The organism is Candidatus Pelagibacter sp. (assembly GCF_052049775.1).
GTDB lineage: Bacteria > Pseudomonadota > Alphaproteobacteria > Pelagibacterales > Pelagibacteraceae > Pelagibacter.
Genome location: NZ_JBNGZH010000052.1, coordinates 1 through 11385 on the forward strand (window position 1 = coordinate 1; position 11385 = coordinate 11385).

The 11385-nt window shown below is 27.2% G+C and carries 14 protein-coding genes and 1 tRNA gene; 8 read left to right on the forward strand and 7 right to left on the reverse strand.

Annotated features, from left to right (window positions below):
* Both ACTT83_RS05985 and ACTT83_RS05990 read right to left on the reverse strand, forming a co-directional pair.
* A partial coding sequence (locus ACTT83_RS05985; protein ID WP_440919184.1) for an AMP-dependent synthetase/ligase occupies positions 1-1574 on the reverse strand: 1574 nt, incomplete at its 3' end.
* A gap of 4 nt (positions 1575-1578) precedes the next feature.
* A tRNA-Leu gene (locus tag ACTT83_RS05990) sits at positions 1579-1663 on the reverse strand.
* A gap of 58 nt (positions 1664-1721) precedes the next feature.
* On the opposite strand from ACTT83_RS05990, the gene ACTT83_RS05995 reads away from it, so the two are divergent.
* Genes ACTT83_RS05995 through ACTT83_RS06005 form a run of 3 tightly spaced genes read left to right on the forward strand, consistent with a single transcriptional unit; the run spans position 1722 to position 3319 of the window.
* Positions 1722-2327 (forward strand): YqaA family protein, encoded by a 606-nt coding sequence (locus ACTT83_RS05995; RefSeq protein ID WP_440919185.1) that lies wholly within the window; start codon positions 1722-1724, stop codon positions 2325-2327.
* On the forward strand, positions 2320-2805 hold the full coding sequence (locus tag ACTT83_RS06000) for a disulfide bond formation protein B (protein ID WP_440919186.1): 486 nt from the start codon (positions 2320-2322) through the stop codon (positions 2803-2805). Before ACTT83_RS05995 ends, ACTT83_RS06000 begins: the two co-directional genes overlap by 8 nt.
* Positions 2789-3319, forward strand: a complete 531-nt coding sequence (locus ACTT83_RS06005; RefSeq protein ID WP_440919187.1) for a demethoxyubiquinone hydroxylase family protein — start codon at positions 2789-2791, stop codon at positions 3317-3319. The genes ACTT83_RS06000 and ACTT83_RS06005 overlap by 17 nt, the downstream gene beginning before the upstream one ends.
* A 3-nt stretch (positions 3320-3322) precedes the next feature.
* On the opposite strand, the gene ACTT83_RS06010 is transcribed toward ACTT83_RS06005, so the two are convergent.
* Positions 3323-3892 carry an HNH endonuclease gene (locus tag ACTT83_RS06010; protein WP_440919188.1) on the reverse strand — a complete coding sequence of 190 codons (570 nt, stop codon included), beginning with the start codon at positions 3890-3892 and terminating at the stop codon, positions 3323-3325.
* Positions 3893-3929: 37 nt separating this feature from the next.
* Positions 3930-4589, reverse strand: a complete 660-nt coding sequence (locus tag ACTT83_RS06015) for an alpha/beta hydrolase (RefSeq protein WP_440919189.1) — start codon at positions 4587-4589, stop codon at positions 3930-3932.
* A 49-nt stretch (positions 4590-4638) separates the two neighbouring features.
* On the opposite strand from ACTT83_RS06015, the gene ACTT83_RS06020 reads away from it, so the two are divergent.
* Positions 4639-4842: a twin transmembrane helix small protein gene (locus tag ACTT83_RS06020; RefSeq protein ID WP_440919190.1), complete on the forward strand. Its 204-nt coding sequence runs from the start codon at positions 4639-4641 to the stop codon at positions 4840-4842.
* Here the strand turns inward: ACTT83_RS06020 and ACTT83_RS06025 are convergent.
* Positions 4839-5348 (reverse strand): TlpA family protein disulfide reductase, encoded by a 510-nt coding sequence (locus tag ACTT83_RS06025; protein WP_440919191.1) that lies wholly within the window; start codon positions 5346-5348, stop codon positions 4839-4841. The genes ACTT83_RS06020 and ACTT83_RS06025 overlap by 4 nt on opposite strands.
* A gap of 24 nt (positions 5349-5372) precedes the next feature.
* Between ACTT83_RS06025 and argH the strand changes: the two genes are divergently transcribed.
* The 4 genes from argH to ACTT83_RS06045 are packed head-to-tail and all read left to right on the forward strand — an operon-like array spanning position 5373 to position 8818.
* Positions 5373-6764, forward strand: a complete 1392-nt coding sequence (gene argH, locus ACTT83_RS06030; protein ID WP_440919192.1) for an argininosuccinate lyase — start codon at positions 5373-5375, stop codon at positions 6762-6764.
* Positions 6761-6892, forward strand: a complete 132-nt coding sequence (locus tag ACTT83_RS06035; RefSeq protein ID WP_440919193.1) for a hypothetical protein — start codon at positions 6761-6763, stop codon at positions 6890-6892. The genes argH and ACTT83_RS06035 overlap by 4 nt, the downstream gene beginning before the upstream one ends.
* A complete protein-coding gene (lysA, locus tag ACTT83_RS06040) occupies positions 6892-8103 on the forward strand; it encodes a diaminopimelate decarboxylase (protein ID WP_440919194.1) in 1212 nt (403 codons plus the stop codon). The genes ACTT83_RS06035 and lysA overlap by 1 nt, the downstream gene beginning before the upstream one ends.
* Positions 8104-8116: 13 nt before the next feature.
* Positions 8117-8818 carry a lysophospholipid acyltransferase family protein gene (locus ACTT83_RS06045; protein WP_440919195.1) on the forward strand — a complete coding sequence of 234 codons (702 nt, stop codon included), beginning with the start codon at positions 8117-8119 and terminating at the stop codon, positions 8816-8818.
* Here the strand turns inward: ACTT83_RS06045 and dnaN are convergent.
* Positions 8815-9927, reverse strand: coding sequence for a DNA polymerase III subunit beta (gene dnaN / locus ACTT83_RS06050; protein ID WP_440918057.1), 1113 nt, complete (start codon positions 9925-9927; stop codon positions 8815-8817). The two genes, ACTT83_RS06045 and dnaN, sit on opposite strands and share 4 nt — an antisense overlap.
* Entirely contained in the window at positions 9917-11335 is a 1419-nt protein-coding gene (gene dnaA, locus ACTT83_RS06055; RefSeq protein WP_440919196.1) for a chromosomal replication initiator protein DnaA, read from the reverse strand. The genes dnaN and dnaA overlap by 11 nt, the downstream gene beginning before the upstream one ends.
* Positions 11336-11385 lie beyond the last annotated feature (50 nt).

Here is an 11385-nt window from a genome sequence, read left to right on the forward strand (position 1 = left end):
ACTCTTTCAACAAGAGATAAGTTTTTATTTAGATCATCTATATATAATTCAATTTCTTTTTTATTTTTTTCACTATCAGTTACAATTAAAGCAACTAAATAAGTTTTTTTGTCTCCATAAACAAAACTTTGTTTAATTTTGTCGTCAAGACACAATAAATTTTCAATTTTTGAAGGTGAAATGTTATCACCACCAGAATTTACAATAATTTCTTTTTTTCTGTCAGTAATTTTCAAATTTCCCTCTTTTGTAATTTCACCTATATCTCCTGTGTGTAACCAACCATTTTTAAGTATATCATCTGTTTCTTTTTTCATGTTCCAGTAACCAAGCATTACATTTTCTCCTTTGACCAGAATTTCACCATCCTGTGCAATCTTCACCTCATTGGTTTTAAAAGGAGGTCCAACTGTATCAATCTTGATTTTTTCAGGTATATTGCAACTTACTACTGGGGATGCTTCTGTTAGGCCATAACCTTGTAAAGTTGGCAGTCCGATAGAATTCAAAAATTCTCCAATTTTTTGATCTAACGCACCCCCTCCAGAAACAAAAGCCTTTAAGTTTCCGCCAAACTGATTTTTGATTTTTCGTCTAACAAGTTTTTCACACAAATAATTTAGTATTTTTTCTCTTAAGCTCATGTTCTCATTATTTAGTTTTTTTATTCCAAGCAAAATCGTCGAGAATATTAATTTTTTCTTTAGACCTGTTTGTTTTGAAAAATTAATCGAAATCTTGCTATACAAATTTTGATAAAATCTAGGCACAGCAGTCATTATAGTTGGTTTAGCAACTGACATATTAGATAACAATTTTTCTAAACTTTCAGCATAATAAATTTTTGCTCCTAATGTGATTTGTACAAATTGAACAGCATGTTCATATGAATGAGATAAAGGTAGCCAAGTCAAAAAAACAGGTTCACTATCTTTAACTAGCAAATTCAAAATTTCTTGCGCACCCTCGCAATTAGATAAAATACCCCCATGACTCAGCATTACACCTTTAGGGTTACCAGTTGTTCCTGATGTGTAAATGATACAAGCTAGATCTTTTCTTTCAATATTTTGGTTAAAGCTTAAATGATCTAAAGTTTTTTCTTTAGAAAATCTTTCAAAAATATTTTCTATACTATCAATTTGTTTATCTATATTTTCTATTGATAAAACTTTTATTTTATCTGAAATGAATTTATCTATTTTTTTTAATTGAGTATTATTTGAGACAATACAAATTTTTGGATTACAATCATTAATGATATATTCATAATCTTTTTCTGAGTAAGTTGTAAATAAAGGAACTGTTACCCCACCAGCGTTCATTATGGCTATATCAGAAATAAGCCATTCAGGTCGATTTTCAGATAATAAAATGCACCTATCCCCTTTAGACAAATTTTTTCTTAAATATTCAGATAAAATTTGAATATTTCTTTCAACTTGTTTCCAAGTAAGAAAATCTTTCTTATTATCCTTTAACCACTTTAAAAATGGCTTATTAGAAGTAGAGTTTAACTCCTTATACTTCGTAAAAAAAAGTTCTACTAAACTGTTAATTTTACTTAATTCCATAATTTGGTGGGCGAAGAGAGAATCGAACTCTCACTTCTTGCGAAACACGATTTTGAGTCGTGCGCGTCTACCAGTTCCGCCATTCGCCCTAGTTATTTAATAATTTATTAAATAGTATAAGAACTAAAATTATATTAAAACCAAAAAATGTTTAAAAGTCTTTACAAAAAATGTTTAGATTTAGCAGCTCACAAAAGTTCTAAATATTATTTGGCAATAGTCTCCTTTATTGAAAGTTCATTTTTTCCTATTCCACCAGATGTAATGGTTATTCCAATGGTAATATCAAAAAAAAATGATTTTATTAAAATCTTTCTTATAACTACAATTTTTTCAGTTTTAGGCGGTATGCTTGGTTATTTAATTGGTGCGTTCTTTTTTGAATTTGGAGCACACATTATGAGTTTTTATGGTTATGAGGACAAATTATCAAAAATTAAAGAAAACTTAGTTAATAGTAATGGTTTTTATGCTTGGTTAGGAGTACTTTTTTTAGCTGGTTTTACTCCTCTTCCATATAAAGTTTTTACAATTGCAAGTGGCCTGATAGGATTTAACTTTTTAATCTTTGTTTTAATAAGTTTAATTTCTCGAGGATTAAGATTTTTCATCATATCATACCTTTCTTATAAGTTCGGTGATTTATTTAATGAATATATGGATAAGCATGGGTCAAAATGGTTTACAATAGTTGGAATATTAATTGTTATTATTGCCTTAATAATTTATCTGATTTTTAAATCTCATGTTTAATCTTAAAACTGAAATTTACTTGAAAATAATTTTTTTTTTTAGTTTAATAGCTTTAATTTCTGCTTATTTTATAGAACATATTCTAGGCCACCAACCATGTAATTTATGTTTGATAGAGAGAATCCCTTATGGGTTAAGTATAATTTTGATATCTCTAATGTTTATTATAAAAAAAAATGGAAATTTTTTTATTTTGCTTTTAATACTAACTTTTATTTTTTCTTTTTTTATTTCATTGTATCATTTCGGCATAGAACAAGGCATTTTTCAAGAATCGACTGTTTGTGGTGTAAAAAACTTTTCTGAAAATATAAGTAAAGAGGAATTACTAAATAAATTAAGTGAAAAGACTATAAGCTGTAAAGATGTGACATTTAAGATTTTAGGATTATCACTTACTACTATTAATATTGTAATAAGTATATTATTTATTATAACTCTAACAAAAATTTTTACTAAATATGAAAAAAACAAATAGTAGAGTTGAAGAATTTATTAGAGTTGACCATGCAGGTGAGAGGGGTGCTGTCAAAATTTATGAAGGTCAGTTATTAGCTTTAAATACAATTGTTAAAAATGATAATTTAAAAAAAACAATTGAAGATATGAAAGAACATGAAATTGAACATTGTCAATTTTTTGAAAACGAAATAAAAAAAAGAAATATTGAGCCAACAAAATTTTTACCATTGTGGGATCTTCTAGGTGTAGGTTTAGGTTTTGGGTCTACTATTCTTGGAAAAAAAGCAGCTATGCTATGTACTGCTTCCGTTGAAGAAGTAATAGATAAACATTACCAAGATCAAATAAATCAACTTGGTCCAGAAGAAAAAAATCTAAAAAAGAAAATTATAAAATTCAGAGAAGATGAGCTTCATCATAAGGATATTGCTTATGAAAAAGGAGCTACCAAAAAAGGCATTTATTCAATTATGGATAAGATAATAAAAACAGGTTCAAAAATTGCAATTCGAATATCAGAAAAAGTATAAAACTTAAGCTTCTAATTCAACATCCCAATATAAATAATCCATCCAGCTTTTATGTAAATAATTTGGGGGAAAATTTTTTCCGTTACGATGTAAATCTTCTGTTGAAGGCTGATAAGGATGTTGGGCCAGTTTCATGCCCGATAATTTCAATAGTTTACCTCCCTTTTTAACGTTACAAGCAGAACATGCTGTAACAACGTTATCCCAATTAGTTTCTCCACCTTTTGATCTAGGCAATAAATGATCAAAAGTTAATTCGTCGTTGCTGCCACAATACTGGCAGGAAAATTTATCTCTCAGAAAAACATTAAATCTTGTAAAACTTGGTTTAGATTGAGGAATAATATAATCTTTTAGAGCAATTACACTTGGCAATTGCATATTAAATGAAGGACTTCTTACTACACGATCGTAATTACTTACTATAATTACACGATCTAAAAAAACTGATTTAACAGTATCCTGCCATGACCATAGTGATAGAGGATAATAGCTCAATGGTCTATAATCAGCATTTAAAACTAGTGCAGGACATTTTTCTAGTGAAACATCTTGATCAATAAAATTATTCATATCAAATTTTAACTTAAATAAAAATTTTTTTCAATATTTAGGAATTATTAAATTTTTTTAAGATATAATTCAATGCAATACTTGAAGCATTTACAGGAATATGATGGTCACAATTTTTTATGAGATGCGTCTCAATGTCTATGTTATTTCTCATAAAAAAATCTTTTGCCTCTAACATAAAATTTGGCGATACAACTTGATCAGAATCACCATGAATTAACAAAATACTTGATGAGTTTTTTTTTCTCAATTTCAAATCCTTTTCATCAATAATTTTTCCAGAAAAACCCACAACACAATTAAAAGGTTCTTCAGAAGTAAGTCCTAAGTTTATTGACATCATGCAGCCTTGGCTAAAACCAGATAAACAAATTTGTTTATTTTCAAAATTAAATTCATTTTTAATTTCATCAATAAATTTTGATAACTTTTTTTCAGCCTTTATAGATTGATCCAAAATATACTCTGGATCATCTTTGCTTAAATCAAACCACTGATATCCATTTGGGTTTATACTGCATGGTTCATGACCATTAGGACAAATAAAAATAGTATTAGGTAAATGTCTTTTCCAGTTCAGTGAGAGCATACTAATATCCTTGCCATCACCACCATAACCATGAAGTAAGATGATAGCATTTTTAATCTTTTTATTAGTCTCTGGTTTGACCATTACTGAATCTAGGCAAAATGTCATAGTGTGTGAATTATGTTTTTTTATTTTAAAAACACCCTACAATACCTTCATGTTATCTGGAATAGTAGTTAAAATATTATCTATAATTTTGTTAATGGCAGTAGGGATTGTTTTAATTCTTGGTATCGGAACTTTATTTAAAGGTGGTGAAACCAGCAAAAAATATTCAAATAAATTAATGCAGTTAAGAGTTTTGCTTCAATTTATTGCAATAATTGCTTTGGTTGGTTTTGCATATTTTTTCAAAAATTAGTTGTAACTTGCCAACCATTCAACAAAATTTTTTTTCTTAAAATCGATTGAACCAACAATTCTTGCAAACTCATATCCATCCTTGTTTATCAAAATTGTGGTGGGCACTCCTCTTAGTCCAAACTTTTTCGCTAAGGTAATTGGTGGGTCGAAATATATCTTAAGATTATCTATACCTAAATCCTCAAAAAATTTGGAGGCTTTTTCTAAATTATCCTGACCAACATTAATCGGAAATATTTTTAAATTATCTAAATTTTTTTGAGATTGCAATTGATCAAGAGATGGCATTTCCTCTTTGCATGGGGCGCACCAAGTAGCCCAAAAATTGAGCAAAACCAAATTGCCTTCAAATTGATCAAGTTGAATTTCATTACTCTGATCATCTAAAAACGTTAATCCATCATATTTTTTAAGCTCTTTATTGATAACAAGATTTTTTATGTCTTTGATTTCTGTCGCTACACAATTCGATATTAAAAAAGCAAATATTATTAAAAATCTCATGTTAAATAGGTATAATTAATTATCATGTCGAAAAATAAAAACAACCAGGCAATATGGGGCAATAGAATAAAAAAAAACACTTCATCAATTTTTCAAAAAGTGGGAAATTCTATTGATGTTGATAAGAGACTATATAAAGAGGATATAATTGGATCTATTGCACATGTCGAAATGTTATTTAAACAAAAAATTATTTCTTTTAAAATAAAGAATAAGATTGTTTATGGTCTAAACAAAATCAAAAAAGAAATAACAAACAAAAAATTTGAATTTAATAAAAAGTATGAGGATATTCATATAAATATTGAAAAAAGACTTTTTGAAATCATTGGTGAAGATGCGGGTTTTATTCACACGGCACGATCCAGAAATGATCAGGTGATTACAGATTTGAAAATTTGGATGAAATCATCAACCAAAGAAATTAATATTTTATTAGATATTGTAATTAAAAGTGTAATAAGAGCTGCAGAGAAAAATATATATACTCTTATGCCTGGATTTACTCATTTAAAAAATGCTCAGCCAGTTTCATTTGGCCACTATTTGATGGCTTATGTTGAAATGTTTAAAAGAGATCAAAAGAGATTAATAAACAATCTAGATAGTTTAAATGAAAATCCTTTGGGTGTTGCCGCTTTAACCGGAACATCTTTTAATATTGATAGAAATTACACTACAAAAAAACTTGGATTTACAAAACCAACTAATAACTCAATAGATACAATTTCTGACAGGGATTTTGTGCTAGATTTTCTTTACTCTATTTCAGTCTGTGCCATGCATATTTCTAGAATAGCTGAGGAACTTATCATTTGGAACTCTGATGCTTTCAAGTTAATAAATTTATCAGATAAAGTTGTAACTGGTTCTTCGATAATGCCACAAAAAAAAAATCCAGATCTTTTGGAATTTTTACGAGGAAAGTCTGGAATTATTTATGGTAATTTGTTTTCTATGCTTACAGTTTTAAAAAGTTTACCTTTATCATACTACAAAGATCTTCAAGACGATAAGGAAATTGTTTTTAAATCGAATGATACACTGCAAAATTGTTTAAAAATACTTGATGAGATTCTTAAAAATTTTACACCAAATAAAAAACAAATGATAGAATTAGCTAACACAGGATATTTGACTGCAACTGATCTTGCAGATTATCTCGTAAAAAATCACTCAATGCCATTTAGAAAAGCATACAAAGTGACTGCTAATATTGTGAACTTTGCTGAAAAGAAGAAAAAAAATCTCGATCAATTAACACTGGCTGAGCTTAAAAAAATTGAACCAAAACTATCAAATGATGTATTAAAAGTGTTTGATTTAAAGAATTCTGTAAATTCTAAGAAATCATATGGTGGAACATCTTTTGATAATATTAAAAAAATGATATTGAAATATAAAAAAAAAAAATGAAAAAAAAAATTATTTTAGCAATAATTGTATTTTCTACATTGATTGCTTGTGGAAAAAAAGGAGACCCAGTATATAAAGAATCTCAAAGTAATTCAAAAATACAAAGCTACCTTCTAAATAAAGCTTAATGAGATTTTTAAATAGTAAACTTAAGATTGAAAATACAATCCTGCAAAATATTGCTAAAAAATATGGAACACCTGCATATTGTTACTCTTATAAACAACTAAGAGAAAATATAAATGATTTTAAAAAAAATTTTAAATCCATCTCACCATTAATTTGTTTTGCTATTAAATCTAATACTAACTTAAATTTAATAAAAGAAATAAAAAAATTTGGACTTGGAGCAGATGTTGTATCAATGGGTGAATTAATGTTGGCTCTTAAGGCTGGAATTAGTCCAAATAAGATTGTTTTTTCAGGAGTTGGTAAGACTTCCAAAGAAATTAATTTTGCAATTGATAAAAATATTTTATTAATTAATTCAGAGTCCAAAAGTGAAATTATAGAAATTGATAAAATTGCTAAAATAAAAAAAAAACAGGTTAATATTGGTATTAGATTAAACCCAAATACCGATGCGAAAACTTTGAGCCAAATATCGACAGGTAAAAAAGATAATAAATTTGGAGTTAATGATAAAACATTTTTTGAACTTGTAAGATATTGTAAGAATTCTAAAAATATTAATTTGAAATGTTTAAGTGTTCATATTGGAAGTCAAATTTTAGATCATAAACCCTATGAAAAAATGTTAAGAATATTAGATAAAATCATCAAAAAAACTCAATATAAATTTGATTTTATTGACCTTGGGGGAGGTATGGGCATCCCATACAATAATGATAAAAAACTAAATTATAAAAAATATCATTCAGCAATTAAAAAATTTTTAAAGGATAAAAAATCTCAGATTATATTTGAGCCAGGTAGATCAATAATCGGCAACACAGGAGTTTTAATTTCAAAAGTAATTTACATAAAAGAGAGTTATAAAAAAAATTTTGTTATTATAGATGCTGCTATGAATGATTTAATGAGACCCGCACTTTATGGTGCAGTACATCGAATCTTACCTTTGTTAAAAAGAGGTAAAAAATCAAAGAAAATTTATGAATTTGTTGGCCCAATTTGTGAAAGCACTGATAAGTTTACGTCCATAAAAAATTTTCAAGAACTAAAAGAGAAAGATTTTATCGCAATTTGCGATGTAGGTGCCTATGGTATATCACTCAGTTCTAATTATAATCTTAGACCTAAACCTATAGAAATATTAATTAATGGATCTAAAATAAGAGTAGTTAAAAAAAGACAAAAGCACCATGAGATAATTTAGCTTTTGATAATTAATGATAAGAAACTTTCTATTTTCAATTTTCTTTTTTTCAGGAATAATTTTAATTTCAATTATTTTTCTGCCAGCGTTAATCTTACCACAAAAATTTACACTTTTTGGTGGGAAGTTAATGGGTTATTGGGCTGCTATTTGTTTAAAAATTTTCTTGTCCACAAAAATCATTGTCAAAGGTAAAGAAAATTTAATTAAAAATGAAAAATTTTTTATTGCTTCCTCTCATCAATCTATGTTTGAAACTTTTTTCCTACAAACGATTTTTAATTCTCCTGTATTTATCTTAAAAAAAGAATTACTTATGATACCTATTTTTGGCTGGTACTTAAAAAAAATAGGATCAATTTCTATCAAAAGAAATAAAGTATCGAAAGAAAACATCAATTTTTTTGAAGATATTTCTAAAATAATTACAAACACAAATCGACCAATAATAATTTTTCCTCAAGGAACTCGAGTATTACCCAACGAACAACCTCCATTTAAAAAAGGTGCATCAAGGATTTATGAAGAATTGAAAATAAAATGCCAACCGGTTGCTATTAATTCTGGTTACGTCTGGCCAAAAAAAGGAAAGAAAGATATTAACAAAACAATTACAATTTCAATTTTGGAACCTATCAAACCTGATTATTCCAAGGAAGAATTTTTAGGGATTTTAGAGAAAACTATATATTCTGAACTTAAATTGCTTAATTAACCTTTCATAGGCATAACTACAAAAATACTATCGAAATCACCAGGATCTTTGATTAGCGCAGGTGAACCTGAATCATTTAGAAACATTTCAATATTATTTCCATCTAATTGTGAAGCAACATCTATAAGATATTTAGAATTAAAACTAATTTCTAAATCATGATCAAATTTCACTACAAGGGATTCTTTTCCATCACCGCTGTTGGTATTATTTACAGACAAATCTAGTTTATCTTTACTTAAGCTAAATTTTACACCATCTTTTTTATCAAGCGATACTGAGGCTACTCTATCCACCGAACTTTGAAAAATTTTAAGGTCAATTTCTAATTTTTTTTGATTATTTTTTGGAATTACTTGAATGTAATTAGGAAATTTTCCATCTATTAACTTAGAAATTAAAATACTATTATTTAATTCAAATTTTATCTTAGATTTCATATTTGAAATTTTTACTTCACCATCATAATTTTCTAATAATGAACTTAATTGAAAAATAGTCTTTTTAGGTAATATAATCGGTTCAAAAATTTTTTTTTCATTTAATCTGAGTTTAGAAATGGACATACGATGACTATCAGTTGATACTGCAGTTAAGTAATTCTTATCCTCAACCTCTGTTTGATGAAAATAAATTCCACTTAAATAATGTCTGGTCTCATCATTTGACACAGAAAATTTACATTTATTTAGCAACTTTAATAGGTCTTTTGATTTAAGGCTAAATTCATTCTCATTAAAATTTTCATCTGTTAAAGGAAATTCCGAAGCGGGCATACAATTTAAATTAAAAATAGATTTTTCTGATTCTAGATGAAGTTTGCTATTGTCTGTTAAAGTTAAATTTATTTTTTTTCCTGATGAGAGTTTTCTAACAATATCATACATAGTAGACGACGTAGTGGTTGTTTTTCCTTCCTCTATGACCTCGACGTTATTTATTTGATTAATAAATATTAAGTCTAAATCTGTCGCTGTTATAGTGAGTTTTGAATTTTGTGCATCGAGCAATATGTTTGACAATATTGGAAGTGTACTTCGTTTTTCTATGACTCCTTGACAATAATTTAATGCTTGCTGTAGGTCTTGTTGGTTTACATTAAATTTCATTTTCTTTATTGCTATATAATATTTGATTTTTTAGTTTATCTATATTTGCAATCATATCTGGATCTTTTTCTTTTAATTTTTCAATAGTTTTAACTGAGTGAATTATAGTTGTGTGATCCCTATTTGAAAACTCTCTTCCAATTTCAGGCAGAGATTTTGAAGTTAAAATTTTTGTTAAATAAATTGCTGTTTGCCGTGGTCTCACTAGGTACCTAGATCTTCTTGATGAAAGCATTTCATTTTTACTAATCTTAAAAAATTTACACACAATAGTTTGAATGAGATCAATAGTGACTTTATTTTCATTTAAATTAAGTAAATCTTTTAATATAACTTTTGTCTCAGCTAAGCTTGGTATTTTGTTATAAATTCTTGAAAAAGATATAATTCTATTTATTGCACCCACCAATTCTCTTACACTTGTTGTAATTTTAATGCTTATAAAATCCTTAATTTCCTCAGGTATATTAAACTTTTCAGGATAAAAATTATTTAAGTCACTAATTTTACTTTCAAGGATTTTTTTTCTAAGTGCTAAATCAGTTTTTTGAATATCCACAACTAGACCTCCTGCAAATCTTGACTTTATCCTCTCCTGAATTCTTGACAGCTTGTTAGGAGATCTATCAGCAGAAATTATAATTTGAGAACCTTTGTCTAATAGTGCATTAAAAGTATGAAAAAATTCTTCTTGCATTGCCTCTTTACCATTCATGAATTGTATATCATCAATTAACAAAATATCTGTATTACGAAAATACTCTTTAAATTTGACCATATCATTAGATTTGATTGATTTTACAAATTGATACATAAAACGTTCTGCCGATATAAACATAACCTTATTGTCTCTTTTCAGATGATAACCAATTGCATTTAAAAGATGTGTCTTGCCCATTCCAACACCACCGTAAAGATAAAGTGGATTATAATGTGAAATATTCTCTGAAACTTTTACAGAAGCTTCGTATGCTAATTTATTGCTGGAGCCAGTAATAAAGTTTTCAAAATTTTTGTTAGGATCTATTCGATTATATTGTAAATAAGAGTCTTTTATAAAAGAAACATTTTCTTTATTTTCTATGACATTAGTATTATTTTCATCCTGAATTGAAGTAGGTTTATTTTCAGTTATTTTGAATTCAATTCGAACAATTTCTTTTTTATAATTTTTTATAATTTTCAAGATTTGATCTAAGTATCTAGATGTAATCCAATCACGAATGAATCTAGTAGGTACAGATAATAAGATATAATTATTGATTTCCTCGACAAAAGTTATTTTTTTAAGCCAACTTTCGTAAATATCTAGTCCTAATTTATTTTTCATTTCAGCCTGAACTAAATTCCAATCAAGAATATTGGATTTAGAATCTTGCAAACTATTATTATTTAAAGAATTGTTCATAAATGTGGAGAGTGTTCAGTTAGAACCATAATAAAATTATTGCAACAAAT